Consider the following 16,406-nt stretch of genomic DNA (forward strand, 5'->3'; position numbering starts at 1 on the left):
ACGCCTCGGTCCGGCTACTCGAACGACGCCGGCGCGGGGTCGCCAGCGACCGATCGGCCGACGTGCGACTTCGCCAGCCGCTCCTCGGCCCGGCGGAGGCGGTAGGTGAGCGTCGACCGCGGCACGTCGAGGTGGTCGGCGAGCTCGCCGGCGTCGACCGCCCGCGGAGACTCGTAGTAGCCGTGTTCGACCGCGGCCCGGAGCGCGGCCTCCTGTTCGGGGGAGAGTCCGACGCCGTCCGCGTCGGCCCGCCTCTCGTCGCCCGCGGCGGCGTTCGCGGTCCTGAGCAGCTCCGTGCGGGCGGCGTCGCCGACGGCGTCCCGGAGGGCGTCGAAGAAGGCGCCCACGTCGCCCTCCCCGGAGTGGATGAGCCGCCAGGTGTAGTGGCGCCCCTCGTGGCGGGTCTCGAACAGCACGCCGTCGCCGAGGTGGTCGCGGGCGATGTGCGGGACGGACGCGCAGACGGGGGTCGGCTCCCAGTCGGTGTACAGCACGAGGGTGTCGCCGTCGCGGTCGAGGACGCGGGTGGTCTGCGTCGCGCCGCAGTCCTCGGTCGCGAGGCAGTCGGCGTAGTAGTCGCCGTCGGTGAACGCGGCCTCGACGGCCGCGAGCGCTTCCGAGGTCCCGGTCGCGTGGTCGACGCGCCAGAGGTGGTCGTCGGTGGCGTGGAGCGACAGCGACCGCACCCGCGTCCCCGGGTGGCTCGCGAGCGCGTCGGCCACCCGATTGCGCCCCGGCTCGTACTCCAGGGCGAAGACGAGTTCGCGCATGGGGGCCGCTAGGCGACGGACCGACATAACCGGTGGCCTCGGCGCGTCGCGACCGCGCCGTCGACGCCGTCCGAGCCGGTTTCGAGGTTTCGAGCCCGTTACGGGCGACCCGCCTCGTCGCGGTCGGATCTGTGGGCACCGTGCTCGCGACATCTGCTCCGAACACGGATTTGTTATACCGAAATGCGATTTACCTGTCGGGGCTCCGAACGTGTTCGGTCGGATTTCGCCCCCGTGAGAACGCGCGAAACCGGGTTCGGTGGGTCGGTCCTACGCGTCGTATGGTCGAGAAGACGGACCGAACCGCCGGACCGGGCGGCCCGCGGTCGGCGGACGGGCGACGCTTCGAGGTGTTCGTCAGGGAGGCGGAGGCCGACCCGCTCCGCCACGTGGGTACCGTCGCGGCGCCGACGCCCGACGCGGCACACGAGGAGGCGAGCGAGCTCTTCGCCCGGTACGCCCGAGACGTGTGGGTCTGTCCCGCCGAGGAGACGCACCGCTACTCCGCCGAGTCGCTGGCGGGCGACGACCGCGAGTCCGGCGACTCGGCCGCCGCGGGCGGCGACGCGTCCCCGGGCGGCGACGCCGAGCCGCGCGTGTACGAGGAGACGGAGGGCACCCCGACCGTCGCCTGCGGCGGCGCGCCGGTCGAGGACGGGGAGCCGGAGTCGACCGATCGCGACGACGCTCCCGCTCCGGAGGACGACCGATGATCTCCGTCAGCAAGCTCCTCTGCGGGCTCGACGCCGAGAGCGACGGGCTCCGGTACGACGCCGCCGAAGACTCGAAGAAGCCGCAGATCACGGAGGACAAACAGCGGCGTCCGGTCGTCGTCTGGAACGCGACGAAGCGGTGTAATCTCTACTGCGAGCACTGCTACGCCGCGGCCGACGAGGAGGGCGCGCCGAACGAGCTGTCGACCGCGGAGGGGAAGGCGCTCATCGACGATCTCGCCGAGTTCGGCGTCCCGGTGCTGCTCTTCTCCGGCGGGGAGCCGCTTGTCCGCGAGGACCTCGCGGAGCTCGTCGCCTACGCCGACGACGCCGGGATCCGGCCGGTGCTCTCGACGAACGGGACGCTCCTCACCCGCGAGCGCGCCCGAGAACTGAAGTCGGCCGGGCTCAAGTACGCCGGCGTCTCGGTGGACGGGCTCCCCGACCGCAACGATCGGATCCGCGGGGAGGAGGGCGCCTTCGGCGCCGCGGTCCGAGGGATCGAGGCGTGTCTCGACGTCGGGCTCAAGACCGGGCTCCGCTACACGATCACCGAGCACAACGTCGGCGACCTGGCTGGCGTCGTCGACCTCCTCGTCGACGTCGGCGTCGACCGCTTCTGCTTCTACCACCTCGACTACGGCGGGCGCGGCGCCGAGATCGCCGACGTGGACCTGAGCCCCGAGGCGACCCGGAAGGCGGTCACGGACCTCTGTGACCTCACCCGCGAGTACCACGAGCGCGGCGAGGAGATCGAGACGCTGCTCGTCGGCAACTACGCCGACGCCGGCCACCTCGTCGAGTACGCGGACCGCGAGATGGGGACCGACCGCGCTCGCCTCATCTACCGCTACCTCGAACGCAACGGCGGCGACCCGACCGGCGAGCGCGTCGCCGACGTCGACCCCGTCGGCAACGTCCACCTCACGCAGTTCTGGCAGGGGTACTCGCTCGGCAACGTCCGCGACCGCTCGTTCGGCGCGATCTGGTCGGACGAGTCGAACCCGCTCCTCGCCGGACTCCGGGACCGCGAGGACCGGCTCACCGGGCGGTGCGCCGACTGCGCGTACAAGTCGATCTGCCGGGGCGGCTCGCGGCTCCGCGCTCTCTCGGCGCACGGTGACCCGTTCGCGCCCGACCCGAAGTGCTACCTCACGGAGGCGGAACGCGACGGCGCGGAGGCGCTGCGCCGGATCGACGGCGGGTCCGCGGCGGACTGAGCCGACTTACTCGTCGACGCCTTCGAACACGTCCGTCACGAGCTTCGCCTGCGCGCCCCGGAGCCGCTGTGAGAGCGCCGACTTGCTGATCGACAGCTCGGCGGCGAGGTCGCCGAGCGAGACGTCGGCGCCGTCGTCGAAGTAGCCCCGGACCACCGCGAGCTCCATCCCCTCCCGCTGTTTCGGGGTGAGCGCCGAGAGGTTCACGGTCGCCTGCTCGGTCGACTCGGGCCCCGAGACCACGGCGAGCCGGACCAGCCGCACGCGGTCGAGCGCCTCCCTAAGTGCCGCGACGACCTCGCGGACGGCGTCGCGGTCGTCGACGTACGACGTGACGAGCACCGTCCCTTCGTCGACCCGTCGCACGTGCGGGACGTATCCGAACTCCTGGAAGACGCGACAGAGGCAGTCGTCCGTGACCTCGCCGCGGTCGCGGCGGATCCCCTCCGCGCCCTCGGGGCGGACCTCCACGGTGCACTCGTCGCCGACCGCGTTGACGGTGACGTCGGCCGCGCTCTCCGCCTGCGAGACGATCGGGCAGTCCCACTCGTCGGCCGGGTCGACTTCGAGGTCGACGCGGAGCTGTCGTTCGCCGTCGTCGCCGGCGGCTTCGACCATACGTCCGATCGGCGAGCATCGGCTTTAGGCGTTCGGCGCGTCCTCACGGATCGAAAAATCGGGGTCTGGCGGCGGGGCCGAGGAACCGGGACCGCTCTGAGCCGGGACGCGAGCTCAGTCCTCGGACTCGGGCGCGGCCTCTTCGGCGGCGGGCTCCTCGGCGGCCCCGCCGGAGTCGTCTTCGCCCTCCTCCGAGCGGGCCGCGACCAGCGCGCCGCTGGCGACGCTGTACATCGGCTCGTCGGCCGAGTGCACGCCGCTGATCGAGAACGGGATGTTCGCGTCCTCCAGGTGGTCCGCGAACAGGTCCTCGAACCCGTTCGGGCTGGAGGTGCCGCCGGTGACGACGACGGGGACGTCGAGCCCCTCCTCGACGTCCTCCTCGTCGACCTCGCGGCTGATGTTCTCGATGACGTAGTCGAGCAGGTTCTCGTAGTAGATTGCGAGCGCGCCCTCGACGCCGCCCACGTCGGTGCGGAAGTCGAGCTCGAAGTCGTCCTCCTTGATGCTCGTCACCTTGTCGACGGGGGTCCCGGTCGCCTGCGAGGTCTGCTCGTCGATCCAGTCGCCCCCGCGGGCGATGGAGAACTTCATCACCGGCACCGCGTAGTAGGCGAGACAGACGTTCGTCATCCCCGCGCCGAAGCTGATGCCGAGCCCGGTGAAGTTGTTGTCCGCGAGCTCGGAGTAGATGACGGCCATCCCCTCGTTGATCGGTTCGGGGTCGTACCCCATGTCGCCGAGCATCGATTCGAGCGTCTTCTCGTGGTACAGCGTCGTCAGCCCGGAGTCGATCGGGTCGGCCGGGCTGGAGTAGAACAGCCGCTCGTTCGGCTTCGAGGGCTCGCCGACCACCTGCTCGGTGATGAGCTTGATCATCGGGATCGCGGACGCCTCGTCGCTGGAGAGGATCCCGTGCTGCATCGGGCGTCGCGTCTCCTTGTTGAAGATGTTCGCGAAGTTCAAGGCGTCGTCGCCGACGACGTACACCTTGTCGTCCTTGCGGATGTGGAGGACGTCGCTGCGGGAGAGCATCTGCTCGGCCATGTCGCTGTACTCGATCTCGACGAACGAGTTGCGCTGCTGTACGAACACCGTCTCCGCGCCTTCCTGTCGTCCGGAGAGGATGTTCATCGTGCCGACGTCAAGGCCCTTGGCCATACGCGTCCGTTTCGTTGCACACGTCATAAACGTTCGTGGCCGATTCCGTGCCGAGAGAATCGCGGGCGGGATGAGGGCTCCCCGCGTTGACCCGAGTCTGCTTCGGCCTTCGATCGTCGCGGTCACCGCCTCCGAATCCCGGGTCGTTTATGTGCCGCGCCCCGGTGGGGAGACGACGTGCACGACACAGCGCGCGGGGTCGCGGAGCTGGCGCGGCCGGCGAACTGCGTCGCCGCCGCGGTCCTCACGGGGACGGGCGCGTTCGTCGCCGGCGTCGGGGGCGCCACCGTCCCCGCGGCGGTCGCCGCGCTTGTCACGGCGTTCGCGGTCGCCGCCGGCAACGCGATCAACGACTACTTCGACCGCGAGATCGACGCCGTCAACCGCCCCGACCGCCCGATCCCGCGCGGCGCCGTCTCGCCGCGCGGCGCGCTCGCCGTCGCCGCCGCCTGGTTCCTCGTCGCCGTCGCGTTCGCGGCCCTCCTGCCGCCGCTCGCGGTCGCCATCGCCGGCGTCAACCTCGTCGCGCTCGTCACCTACACGACGGTGTTCAAGGGGACGCCGGGGCTCGGCAACGCGCTCGTCTCCTACCTGGTCGGCTCGACGTTCCTGTTCGGCGGGGCCGCGGTCGGCGCCCCAGAGGCGGTCGTCGTCCTCGCGCTCTTGGCCGGGCTCTCGACGTTCACCCGCGAGGTGATCAAGGACGTCGAGGACGTCGCCGGCGACCGCGAGGAGGGACTCCGCACGCTCCCCATCGCGGTCGGCGAGGAGCGCGCGCTGTGGGTCGGCGCCGCCGCCCTCCTCGTCGCCGTCGCGGCCAGCCCGGTCCCGTACTTCGCCGGTATCTTCGGCGGCGCCTACCTCCTCCTCGTCGCCGTCGCCGACGCGGTGATGCTGTACGCCTGCTACGAGGGGTTCGGCGACCCGGCGACTGCGCAGCGCCGGTTCAAGTACGGCACCTTCCTCGCGGCGGCCGCGTTCGTCGTCGGCCGGGCGGCGCTGCTCGTCTGAGACGTGTAGAAGGCCGGAACCGCGTCGCTGCCCGCGGAGCGGGCGCTCACCGAGCGGCTTGGTAAAAACCGAATTCGCGGATCGCTCGACGCCGGACGGTCAGGTGACGGTCACGCGACGTTGAAGCCCTTGTCGCGGAGGAAGTCCTCCACGCGGCCCGAGTGGTTCCCCTGCAGCTCGATGGCGCCGTCCTCGACGGTGCCACCGCAGGCGAACTTCGACTTGAGGTCCGACGAGAGGGAGCTCATGTCGACGTCTTTCGGGTCGAATCCTTCGATGACCGTTACCTCCTTTCCGTACCTGCGCTCGTCGATGCGGATGCTGATCTGCTGGGACTCTTTCGCGACGTCCTCGCAGACGCAGAGTTCCTGGGGCAGTCCGCACGTCGAGCAGACTTCCGACATTACGGTCGGACGTACATGGTGACCGTATTAAATAGTGTCGGGAGTGCGACCGCGGCGCGCGTTCGCCGCCGGCTCAGACGGGCGAGCGACGGGAACGGGCCGGGCGAGCCAACGCCGACGCCGGGCCAGAAAGACGGCGCGAGCGGGTCAGTCGAACAGCCGCCCGACGACCGGCGTCGCCTCCAGCGCGAGCTGTCGGACCGTCCGGCGCGCCTCGTCGGCCTCGGCGCGCGTCACCGTCCCGGCGTACGCCGCCCGCTCGTACGTCTCCCCGACCGCGAGCGCCCGCTCGTCGAGTCCGCGGCGGCGGAGGGCGTCGAGGTAGGCCCGCGGGGTCTCCCCCGCGCGCCGTTCCCGGTACCGACGGGCGAGCAGGTACTCCAGGTCCGCGAACGCCCGCTTCGCGTCGGTGGTCGGGTCGGCGCCGCCCCACGGGAGCCGGAGCCGGGCGGCCCGCGCCGCCCGCTCGTCGACGCCGAAGCGCCGGGCGCCCGTGACGCCGATCACGGCCGCGAACAGCCAGTACGCGACGGTCTCTCCCGACGGGAGCGGGGAGTCGTCCTCCCCCGGCCGCGGCTCGTCGGAGACCGCGCCGCGGGTGAGCCCGGTCCCCCGCCGGTCGGCGGCGTCCGCGCCGGTGGTGGCGTTGTCGGTCGCGGCGTCGGCGTCCGTCCCCGTCGCGTCGCTCCCGTTCGCCGCGCCGGTCGCGGCCGGGGACGCCCCCGGATCGGGGACGATCGACGGCGCCGTCACCTCGGGCTCCGAGGCCGGGACGTCCACTCCCGGCTCGCCCGCGGAGCGCGCGTCGGTGAGGCGCGCCCTCCGGACCTCGCCGCGCTCGGCGGCGGGGGTCGGGTCGAACGTCACCCACCCGTGGCCCGGGAAGTACGCCTTCACCCACGCGTGGGCGTCCTGGCCGCGGACGACGTACCGGTCCCCGCCGATCCGCTCGCCCTCCGAGTAGCCGGTGACGAACTGCGCCGGGACCCCCTGCGAGCGCAGCATCGCGGTCATCGTCGTCGCGAAGTAGACGCAGTAGCCGGCGTCCATCTCGAAGAGGAACGCGTCGGCCACGTCGCCGTCGGGCTTCCGGACGGTGAGCGAGTACTCGTACTCCTCGCGCAGGTACCGCTCGATCGCTACGGCCTGATCGTACGGGTTCTCCGCGTCAGCCGCCGCGAGGATCTCCTCGGTGCGCTCGCCGACCCGGTCCGGCGTGCTCGCGGGGAGCTGCGTGTACCGGTCCTCGATCGCGGGGTCGTAGTCGGTCCCGGCGTTCCGGAGCGCGTCGGGGTCGGCGTCGAGCACCCGGCTCTCGACCGTGACCGTCTCGCCCGCCCCCAGCGGCTCTGCGAGCCGGAGCGTCCCGTGCTCGTCCACCCGCGCGGTCTGTGCCGCGGGGCCCCGGACGTCGACGACCTTCCACGGCGCCGGCAGCGACGCCGACTCCCCCTCGGCGGTGATCGTGACGTTCGCGCGCGTCGCGTCGCCCGGCGGGCCGTCGAGGGGTTCCTCCAGGGGGGACTGCTCGCCGGATCTCACCCAGCCGTCGCCGGTGTAGGTGTCGTAGCTGCCGGCGTGCCAGTTCGCCGCGACCGGGCTCTCGATCGTGTACCTGACCTCGGGCGAGAGCCGCGTCGGGCCGACGATCTCCACCTCGTCGTCCGCCTCGATCGACGACTCCAGCGTCGGGGTCCCGCGGTCGAGCGCCCACGGTTGGGCCGCGCCGGCCGGGAGGAGGCTGAGCGTCGCGCTCACGAGCACCATCGCCGCCAACACGGCCGCGAGCGTGTCGCCGTGGTCCCGGATCCCGCCCGGCATCGACAGCGTCGAGAGCCCGGCGGTGAGCGCGACCCCGACCACGCCGGCGAGCGTTGCCGTCCCGCCCGCGTCGCCCGTGAGCACGAGGAATCCGAGCGTGCCGCCCGCGACCCCCGCGGCGCCCATCTGTCGCCCGCGGCCGACGAGGTAGCCGACGAGGAACGTCGGCACGGGCGCGACCGCGAGCACCCACAGGTCCGCGAGCGCGAGCCGGAGGATCGAGAGCCCGGTCAGCAGCGACACCACGTCGAGCGCGACGTTCTCGGGCGAGAACACCGCCCGCCGGCTCGCGGGGATCGCGAAGTAGTACCCCGCCAGCGTCGCGGCGAACAGGCCCGCGGTCAGCCGGACCGCCGTCCGCTCGCCGACGTACCGCGCGAGGGCGAGCCCGGCGCCGCCGGCGACCGCGACGGCGACCGCGGTCCGTCCCGTCCCCCCGACGACGTCGGTCGCGGAGAGGAACACCGAGAGGTACGCCGCCGTGACGACCGCGACGCCGAGCGCCGGCGGGTCGACCGCCGACCGCAGCCGCCGGGCCAGGTCCCCGATCCGCGGCCGCCTCATCCGCCGATCACCTCGTCTCGTCGGCCGGCCGCCTCGCCTCCGGTCGCGGACGCGACTCCACCGCGGGCGGCCGTCTCGTCTCCGACCCCGTCCGGCGGATCGGTTTCGGTCGCCGTCCCCCCGGCGTCCCCGACTTCGCCGCCGCCCGGGCCGCCGCCGACCGCCGCGCGGACGGGCGCTCCGGCCACCTCGTCGAACGCGAGCGTCCGGTCGCCGACGCGGTACCGCGCGCCGCGCTCGTCGGCGACCACGCGGGCGTCGGCCTCCTCAACGCCGACCGTTCCGGGACCGGTCCGCGCGGCCAGTTCGAGGACGGCTCGACGCCCGCGGGCGCCCGGATCGGCCGAGACCTCGCCCCCGGGGAGCGTCAGGTCGACCGGCACGCCGTCGTCCAGCAGCGCGAGCGCGAGGCTGGCGGCCGCGCCCGCGAGGGCGTCGGCGGGGTCCCGATCCGTCGCACCCTCTCGCCTGACGGCGGTCGCCCGGTCCCCTGCGCCGTTACGGCCCGGTGCGTCCTCCCGACCGTCCGCGGTCTCGCCCGCGATCGTCACGCGACCGCGCTCCGTCTGCGCGGCGAACGCCTTCACCACGAGCTCGTCGTGCTTCGCGGTCGCCGCCCAGTGGACGTCGCGGAGGGGGTCCCCGCGCGCGTACTCCCGGAGCCGGTCGAACTCCTCGCGCCGCCGGCTCGCGCCCACGGCGTCGTCGGCGTACAGCGACCGGCGGAGCCGCGCCGGGACCTCGCGGCACGCCGGGTAGGCGAGGGTCTCGTCGAACGCCTCGACGACCGCCTCCCGCTCGAAGAGCCCGAAGACGTCGCTCGCCGTCACCGTGACGGGCCCGAAGCGTCGCTCGCCCCGGCGCAGGTAGCCGACGCGGTACGTCGCCGGCGCGTCGCCGACGGAGGTCCGAACCGGCCCCGCCGGTCCCTCCAGTCCGTCGTCGAGCGCGTCGTCGACGTCGGCGACGTACGTCGGCGACAGCCCGCCCGGGCCGGGGCCCTCGAACGCGAGGCGGACCTCGCCGCCCTCGCCGACGAACCCCTCGGGCGGGAGGGTCCGCTCCACGGTCGGCTCGTCGATCCGGGCGAGCTGGACGTACCCGGCCGCGAGCGCGACGGCGCTCGGCAGGACGACCGCCTCCAGCGACCGCCCGCCGGCCGCGAACGCCATGGCGACGCCGCCGACGCAGACCGCGAGGACGACGCGACCGCGTCGGGTGAGGATCGGTGACGACACGGGCGATCACTCCACGCTCGTCCGGTCCAAGGCGTCCTCGACCACCGTCGCCCCGTCGGTCCCGGAGTCGGCGCGGACGCGGTGCGCGAACACGGTCGGCGCCTCGGCCTGGACGTCGTCGGGGATCACGTACCCGCGACCGTCGAGCGCGGCCCGCGCCTGCGCGGTCCGGAGCAGCGCGAGGCTCCCCCGCGGGCTGACGCCGAGCCGGGCGTTCCGGCGCGTGTACGCCGCCAGCCGCGCGACGTACTCCCGGACCGCCTCGGTCGCGTCGACGCCGGCGACCGTCGCCCGGGCGCGCCGGACCTCCTCGATCGACGCGACCGGCTCGACGGCGTCGACGGGGTGGTCGCCGGCCATGCGCCCGATGATCTCGGCCTCCTCGTCGGTGCTCGGGTAGCCGAGCCGGATCTTCTTCGTGAACCGGTCGATCTCCGCGACCGGGAGGTCGTACGTCTGGCCGGGCTCGACGTCGTTCTGGGTGGCGATCACGCAGAAGGGGTCCGGGAGCGAGCGGGTCTCCCCGTCGGTCGTCACCTGCCCCTCCTCCATCGCCTCCAGCAGGGCCGACTGCGTCTTCGGCGGGGCCCGGTTGATCTCGTCGCCGAGGACGACGTTGGCGAACACCGGCCCCGGCTGGAACTCGAACTCGTCCGTGCGCTGGTTGAAGACGTTGACGCCGGTGACGTCGGCGGGGAGGAGGTCGGGCGTGAACTGGACGCGCTTGAACGAGCCGCCGATCGAGCGCGACACCGACTTCGCGAGCGTCGTCTTCCCGACGCCCGGCACGTCCTCCACGAGGAGGTGTCCGCGGGCGAGGACCGCGATCAGGACGTGCTCGACCGCCGTCCGCTTCCCGACGATCACCTCCTCGACGTTGTCGACGACGCGCTCCGCGAGCGCGGCGACCTCGTCGGGCGCCAGCGGGGAGCGCTCGGTCTCTCCCGTTCCGCCGGCGTCGACCCCGCCCGGCCCGGTCTCCGCGGCGTCCGTCATGTCGGAGCCCGTCGCCCGTCGGTCCGGTCGCTCCCCGCGGTCCGACTCGGCCGCGCGGATCGACCCGTTCCCGCGACCCGTTCCCGTCGCGCGGTTCGCTCTCTCGGTGCGCCCGCCCCGTCACTCTCCCCCGTGATACGGAGACCCACGATCATTGATACGAAACCGCTTAGGATAGCAGCGGCATATGCGTTCCGCCGAGCGGTGCGGTCCGTACACGGCCGATCCGGCCCGCGAGCGGGGGCCGCCGGATTCCCCCGCGCACCGAATCCCGAACCGCCGGACGCCGGGTGCGCGCGCTCGGCCTACGGCTCCCGGACGTTCCGACCGACCGGCTCGCCGAACGACTCGGCGCCCGTGACGGGGTCGCGCTCGTAGACGACCGCGCCGCGGACGAGCGTCAGCTCCGGGAAGACGCCCTGTAACCCCTCGAAGGGCGTCCAGCCGCAGGCGCCGTGCAGCGCGCCCGCCTCGATCTCGCGGGGGTTCGTCAGGTCGACGAGGACGAGGTCGGCGTCGGCGCCCTCGGCGACGCGCCCCTTCGCCCCGACCCCGAAGATCGACGCGGGGTTGGCGGCGACCACGTCGCGGACGCGCTCCAGGCTCAGCTCTCCCTTCCGCACCGACTCCAGGAGGAGCGGGTACAGCGTCTCCACCCCGGGGACGCCGCTCGGCGCGTCGGCGAGCCCCCGCCGCTTTTCGGCGACGGTGTGGGGCGCGTGGTCGGTGGCGACGACGTCGACGTCGCCGTCGCGGAGGCGCTCGAACACCCCGGTCCGCCGATCCTCGGAGCGGAGCGGCGGGTTCATCCGGCCGAAGGTGCCGAGCCGCCCGGCGTTCTCGCGCGAGAGGAACAGGTGGTGCGGCGTGACCTCGCAAGTGGGGTGGACGACGCCCCTCGACTCGGCCTCGCTCCCGTCGGCGTCCGTCGCAGACTCGCGGGCCTCACGGGCCTCGCGCACGGCGTCGATCCCCTCGGGCGTCGACGTGTGGGCGATGTGTACCTGCGCGTCGCTCTCGGCGGCGGCGTCGAGCGCGCGCTCGATCGCGGTGACCTCCGCCTCGGCGGTGCGGTATGCGGACCACGCGTTGGCGTTCGCGGCGGTGCCGACCCCGCCGAGGTCCCCGTCGAGCGCGCCCTCGTCGAACAGCGTCTCGTCCTCGGCGTGGACCGTGACCGGGACGTCGCGGGCGGCGGCCTCGGCGATCGCGTCCTCGAACAGGTCGACGGCGATCCCCATGTCGCCGGTCGAGTCCGCGAGGAACACCTCGCCGAGCGCGAACAGGGGGCGCTCGAACAGGCCCTCGGGGTCCCAGTGGGCGGTGACCCCGCCGTTGATCCCGTAGTCGACGAGCGAGTCGGCGGCGAGCGCGGCCTTCTCGTCGTAGGCGTCGCCGTCGACGGTCGGCGGCGAGGTGTTCGGCTGGTCGACGACGGTCGTCACGCCGCCGGCGGCCGCGCTCCGCGAGCCGGAGGCCCAGGTCTCCTTGTGGCTCCCCCCCGGCTCCCGGAAGTGGACGTGGACGTCGACGGCGCCCGGCAGGAGGTGTCGCCCGCGGGCGTCGACGACGCGCTCGCCGGCGTCCGGGTCGATCCCGGCGTTCGCCGGCTCGACCGCGTCGATGGTTCCGTCTCGGATCCGAACGTCGCGGACCCGCCCGTCGGCGAGCTCCGCGCCCGTGATGAGCATGCCACATCCGCTCGCGGCGCGCTATTTAAACCGTGGTGATCCGCGTGACCCGCCGGCGTCGCCGACGCCCCCGCGGTCGCGGCGATTCCGTAACGCTTTGTTGGCTCGCGCGGGCACTTCGCCACGCATGCTCCCCGCACCCTTCCGGCTGTTCTTCGTCGCCGTCCCCCTCCTCGTCGCCGCCGGCGCGCTGGCGATGGCGGCGTTCCCGCGAAAGCTGACCGCGTGGCAGACGCGCTCGCCCGACGGATCGACGCAGCGGATCGAACCGAGCGACACGCGGATCCTCGCGATGCGCGCGATGGGCGTCGTCGTCGCCGCGCTCGCCTTGCTCATGGTGGTCGCGAACTTCGCGTTCATCCCCTGACGCGAGGCGCGCCGCGTTTCACCGAGCGCCACCGTGCCAACCGATGCCGACGCTCCGATACGGTTTTGAGTCGCCCCGCGGAATCCCTATTAAATGCTGTCTCGACAGTTCGTCCGGGAGAACCCCGAGGTCGTCCGCGAGGCGCTCGACAACAAGGGCGTCGACGTGGACCTCGATCGGATACTCGACATCGACGAGGAGTGGCGGGAGCTGAAACAGCGGGGCGACGACCTCCGACACGAGCGTAACGAGGTCTCCTCGAAGATCGGCGAACTGAAGCAGGCGGGCGAGGAGGAGGCGGCGCAGGAAGCTATCGAGCGGTCACAGGAGCTCAAGGCCGAGCTCCAAGCGATCGAGGAGCGCGCCGACGAGCTGGAGACCGAACTCGAAGAGTCGCTGCTGGAACTCCCCCAGATCCCGCAGGAGTCGGTCCCGGTCGGCGCCGACGAGTCGGAGAACGTCGAACGGCGGCGCGAGGGGTTCGACGACCTCCGCGAGCTCCCGGACGACGTGGAGCCGCACTACGACCTCGGCGAGGAGCTGGAGATCCTCGACTTCGAGCGCGGCGCGAAGGTCGCGGGCGGCGGCTTCTACGTCGCCAAGGGCGACGGCGCCCGGCTGGAGCACGCGCTGATCCAGTTCATGCTCGACGTGCACCGCGAGCAGGGGTACACGGACGTGTTCCCGCCGATCCCGGTCAACTCCGCGTCGATGCGCGGCACCGGCCAGCTCCCGAAGTTCACCGAGGACGCCTACCGCGTCGAGGGGTCGAACGAGGACGCGTACGACGACGACGACCTCTGGCTGCTCCCGACCGCGGAGGTGCCCGTGACGAACCTCCACCGCGACGAGATCCTGCTCGGCGAGGACCTCCCGCTGAAGTACCAGGCGTACACGCCGAACTTCCGGCAGGAGGCGGGCGAACACGGCACCGAGACGCGCGGCATCGTCCGCGTCCACCAGTTCAACAAGGTGGAGATGGTGAACTTCGTCCGGCCCGAGGCGAGCGACGAGCGCTTCGAGGGGCTCGTCGACGAGGCCGAAGAGGTGCTCCGCCGCCTCGAACTCCCCTATCGCATCCTGGAGATGTGCACCGGCGATCTCGGGTTCACGCAGGCGAAGAAGTACGACGTGGAGGTGTGGGCGCCCGGCGACGACATGGACGAGGGCCCCGAGGAGGGCGGCCGCTGGCTGGAGGTCTCCTCCGTCTCGAACTTCGAGGACTTCCAGGCGCGTCGCGCCGGCATTCGGTACCGCGAGGAGCACCACGAGTCCGCGGAGTACCTCCACACCCTGAACGGTTCGGGGCTCGCGGTCCCACGGATCGTCGTCGCGATCTTGGAATACTACCAGAACGACGACGGCACCGTCACCGTCCCCGAGGCGCTGCGTCCGTACATGGGAGGTACGGAGGTCATCGAGGGCCACGATCCGGTCGGCGAGTCGAAGCTCGGCGGGGAGTAGGCGAACAGGCGACTCCGCGAGCGGGAAGCGGCCGCGCCGCGACCGCCGCTACTTGTTTTCGAGGGCGTCGAGGATGCACGCGGCGGCGATCACGGCCTCTTTCGGCACGTCGCTCGCGTCGTCGATGGTGACCGTGTAGGCGTCCCGCATCGAGAACTGCCCCTCGATGTCGCCGACGTGACCGCCGTCGGCGTCGAATATCTCGTACTTGTTCGGGATCAGGTTCGCGACCGAGACGAGGTGGCGGAGCCCCGACAGCAGCTTGTTCTTCGACTTGATCGTCGCTAACGCTTCTCCCGAACCGGGGTCGCGGATCGTCCAGTTCTCGACGAACAGGGAGTAGTCCTCGTCCAAGACGACCACTTCCTCGCCGGTGCCCGCGTCAACGATGGCGTAGTTGCCGGCGATGTCGAGGACCTTCCCCGCCTTCACCGAGAACGCGTCCTCGTCGTCGCCGGTGACGAAGGGGAACTCCTCTTTCAGCTTGAACAGCTTCTGTTTCCCGCGGAGGACGACGTCGCCGGCGCTGTCGCTGACGGCGTACTTGTTCCTCACCAGCGACTGCTGGACCTCGTACCGGTCGTCGCTGAGGTCGACCGTGGAGATGTCGTAGGCGTCCGAGTCGGAGGGGAACACGGAGTGCTCGCTCATGGCCGGCAAGAGAATCAGGCGTCGGAAAACGGTTCCGCTCGTCTCGCCGGGGCGACGTCGGGTGTTCCCGCCGGCGCCCGTCAGGGCGTCAGTCGCCCGACCGAGAGCCACTCCACGTCGGCGTCGCGGACCGTGTCGTCGGCGGGGGTCCCGTCGCCTTCGCCACCGTCCACCGCCGTCAGCGCGAACACCATCTCCTTGCGGACGCCGCCCGCGAGCCGCACGTCGAGCGAGAGCTCGCGGGGAGAGAACCGGTGGTCGGCGTCGACGACGCGCACGAGGTGCTCGGAGTGCGGCAGGTCCTCGACCGTCTCCACGTCGAGGTACGTCCGGAAGTCGGCGCCGAACTTGAAGCCGGTCTTCGGGACCGCGTCGGCCGCGCGGAGGCGTCGGTACACCGCGAGCCGGCGGTCGAACCGCTCGCCCTCCACGTCGCGGCCGCGGGCGACGACCGCGGCGGCGGGGCCGTCCGGCTGTGCGGGGGCCGCGCCGTCCACGCCGTCCGCCGCCCCCACCGACGCGGACAACGACAGGACGCCGTCGGCCGCGAGCGACGCGGCCTCGACGAGGGAGAGCTGGAGCGCGCCCTCGACGGCGGCCGCGCGCCTGGTGAGCGGCTGGCCGTAGAAGCCCCGCTCGTAGAGGGGTTCGGGGGCGTCCCAGACGACGACGCGGTCGGCGAGGAGGACGCCGTCGAGGCGCTCCGGGGGCTCGTACTCGGTCGCGCCCGCGATCCGACCCTCGGTCGCCGAGAAGTAGGTGATGTCGGACTCCTCGTCGACGACGGCGAGGGTGCGCCCGGCGAGCCCGGCCGCGGGCAGCGACTCGCGTTCCCCGACGACCTGCACCGGGTACTTCACCTCGCCCGTGTCGGGCGTCGAGCCGCGCTCGTAGGCGACGAAGTCGACCGCGTCGGCGACGCCGGCCTCTCCGCCGGGCCACGGCTCGCGGGCGGGCGAGAGGTAGAAGCCGCGGTCGCGGAGGTCGGCGTAGACGAGGTAGCGCACCGCGAACCGGTCGGCCGCGGCCGCGCTCTCGACGAAGAAGCGCTCGAAGCCGACCTCCTCGTCCCCGTCGAGCGCGACCCCCGAGAGGTCGCCGCGGAAGAGGAGATGGGCCGCCTCGACGCGCGAGAGCGCGATCTCGTTCCCGCCGAGCGGGCGGCCGTAACCCCGGGAGTCGTGGAAGCGCTGGCGGGCGTCGCCGGCGACGCGGACCGCGTCGCCGCGCAGGTGCCCTGTCGGTTGCATACCCGAAGGCGGGCCCGGGCGAGGGAAGGGGGTTGCGGTCGGTACTCGAGCGATTACGGAGCCTCTGGTCGGGACGGAGATATTTTATAACTGAATCCGGACGTTACCGTCGAATATTTATAAACGATCGACGACGCTGCGACGAATCCCTTCAGAATCCCAACCGCTCACTTATTTACGGATGCTGACGGATCGTTAGCGTGAACCTCCAAAGCCCCAGCCGCTCTGTTATTCTCTGGTAACTCCGGAACGGCGGCGAACACCTCTAAAGCCCCAGTCGGGAGGACGGCGCACGCTCGCTGCGCTCCTCAGTCGCTCACTTCGTTCGCTCCCTGCGGTGCTTACGTCGCCTGCGCCGTCCTCCCGACTGCCCCTTTGAGTCCCCACCCACCGCACAGCACCGCGCCTCACACCTCCCCAGCCTCGTCGCTGGCGCCGACGGCGCCAGCGACTCCCTCGCACGAGGG

At 72.3% G+C, this 16,406-nt stretch carries 15 protein-coding genes; 5 read left to right on the forward strand and 10 right to left on the reverse strand.

What is annotated here, in order from left to right:
* Window positions 1-14: 14 nt before the first annotated feature.
* The gene (locus SD626R_RS16130; RefSeq protein WP_092567326.1) at window positions 15-770 is read right to left on the reverse strand and encodes a helix-turn-helix domain-containing protein; all 756 of its coding nucleotides are present in this window, start codon (window positions 768-770) and stop codon (window positions 15-17) included.
* Between the two features lie 281 nt (window positions 771-1,051).
* Between SD626R_RS16130 and SD626R_RS16135 the strand changes: the two genes are divergently transcribed.
* Together SD626R_RS16135 and SD626R_RS16140 are read left to right on the forward strand one after the other, a co-directional pair.
* A complete protein-coding gene (locus SD626R_RS16135) occupies window positions 1,052-1,483 on the forward strand; it encodes an Htur_1727 family rSAM-partnered candidate RiPP (protein WP_092567327.1) in 432 nt (143 codons plus the stop codon).
* Entirely contained in the window at window positions 1,480-2,703 is a 1,224-nt protein-coding gene (locus SD626R_RS16140; protein ID WP_092567328.1) for a TIGR04347 family pseudo-SAM/SPASM protein, read from the forward strand. The genes SD626R_RS16135 and SD626R_RS16140 overlap by 4 nt, the downstream gene beginning before the upstream one ends.
* Window positions 2,704-2,709: 6 nt before the next feature.
* Here SD626R_RS16140 and SD626R_RS16145 read toward each other — a convergent pair whose 3' ends face one another.
* Window positions 2,710-3,321: a helix-turn-helix domain-containing protein gene (locus SD626R_RS16145; RefSeq protein ID WP_092567329.1), complete on the reverse strand. Its 612-nt coding sequence runs from the start codon at window positions 3,319-3,321 to the stop codon at window positions 2,710-2,712.
* A gap of 114 nt (window positions 3,322-3,435) precedes the next feature.
* Window positions 3,436-4,482 (reverse strand): cell division protein FtsA, encoded by a 1,047-nt coding sequence (locus SD626R_RS16150; RefSeq protein WP_092567330.1) that lies wholly within the window; start codon window positions 4,480-4,482, stop codon window positions 3,436-3,438.
* A gap of 177 nt (window positions 4,483-4,659) precedes the next feature.
* Between SD626R_RS16150 and SD626R_RS16155 the strand changes: the two genes are divergently transcribed.
* Complete coding sequence (locus SD626R_RS16155; RefSeq protein ID WP_092567331.1) at window positions 4,660-5,493, forward strand: geranylgeranylglycerol-phosphate geranylgeranyltransferase; 834 nt, start codon at window positions 4,660-4,662, stop codon at window positions 5,491-5,493.
* Window positions 5,494-5,603: 110 nt separating this feature from the next.
* On the opposite strand, the gene yciH is transcribed toward SD626R_RS16155, so the two are convergent.
* From yciH to SD626R_RS16180, 5 genes are all read right to left on the reverse strand, one after another.
* On the reverse strand, window positions 5,604-5,897 hold the full coding sequence (gene yciH, locus SD626R_RS16160) for a stress response translation initiation inhibitor YciH (protein WP_004046732.1): 294 nt from the start codon (window positions 5,895-5,897) through the stop codon (window positions 5,604-5,606).
* A 147-nt stretch (window positions 5,898-6,044) separates the two neighbouring features.
* On the reverse strand, window positions 6,045-8,282 hold the full coding sequence (locus tag SD626R_RS16165) for a transglutaminase TgpA family protein (protein WP_092567332.1): 2,238 nt from the start codon (window positions 8,280-8,282) through the stop codon (window positions 6,045-6,047).
* Window positions 8,279-9,520 (reverse strand): DUF58 domain-containing protein, encoded by a 1,242-nt coding sequence (locus SD626R_RS16170; protein ID WP_241996686.1) that lies wholly within the window; start codon window positions 9,518-9,520, stop codon window positions 8,279-8,281. Before SD626R_RS16170 ends, SD626R_RS16165 begins: the two co-directional genes overlap by 4 nt.
* Before the next feature lie 6 nt (window positions 9,521-9,526).
* Complete coding sequence (locus SD626R_RS16175; protein ID WP_092567333.1) at window positions 9,527-10,516, reverse strand: AAA family ATPase; 990 nt, start codon at window positions 10,514-10,516, stop codon at window positions 9,527-9,529.
* A gap of 305 nt (window positions 10,517-10,821) precedes the next feature.
* Window positions 10,822-12,207, reverse strand: coding sequence for a dihydroorotase (locus SD626R_RS16180; protein ID WP_092567334.1), 1,386 nt, complete (start codon window positions 12,205-12,207; stop codon window positions 10,822-10,824).
* A gap of 127 nt (window positions 12,208-12,334) precedes the next feature.
* Here SD626R_RS16180 and SD626R_RS16185 point away from each other — a divergent pair, with 127 nt between their 5' ends.
* Window positions 12,335-12,574, forward strand: coding sequence for a DUF6199 family natural product biosynthesis protein (locus SD626R_RS16185; protein WP_092567335.1), 240 nt, complete (start codon window positions 12,335-12,337; stop codon window positions 12,572-12,574).
* Between the two features lie 93 nt (window positions 12,575-12,667).
* Window positions 12,668-14,038, forward strand: a complete 1,371-nt coding sequence (gene serS / locus SD626R_RS16190) for a serine--tRNA ligase (protein ID WP_092567336.1) — start codon at window positions 12,668-12,670, stop codon at window positions 14,036-14,038.
* A 48-nt stretch (window positions 14,039-14,086) separates the two neighbouring features.
* Here the strand turns inward: serS and SD626R_RS16195 are convergent, their stop codons facing one another.
* Together SD626R_RS16195 and endA are read right to left on the reverse strand one after the other, a co-directional pair.
* Entirely contained in the window at window positions 14,087-14,689 is a 603-nt protein-coding gene (locus SD626R_RS16195; protein ID WP_092567337.1) for an LURP-one-related family protein, read from the reverse strand.
* An 80-nt stretch (window positions 14,690-14,769) separates the two neighbouring features.
* On the reverse strand, window positions 14,770-15,939 hold the full coding sequence (gene endA / locus SD626R_RS16200) for a tRNA-intron lyase (protein ID WP_092567338.1): 1,170 nt from the start codon (window positions 15,937-15,939) through the stop codon (window positions 14,770-14,772).
* Window positions 15,940-16,406: the final 467 nt, after the last annotated feature.

This window comes from Halorubrum sp. SD626R (assembly GCF_001261915.1).
Taxonomy (GTDB): Archaea; Halobacteriota; Halobacteria; order Halobacteriales; family Haloferacaceae; genus Halorubrum.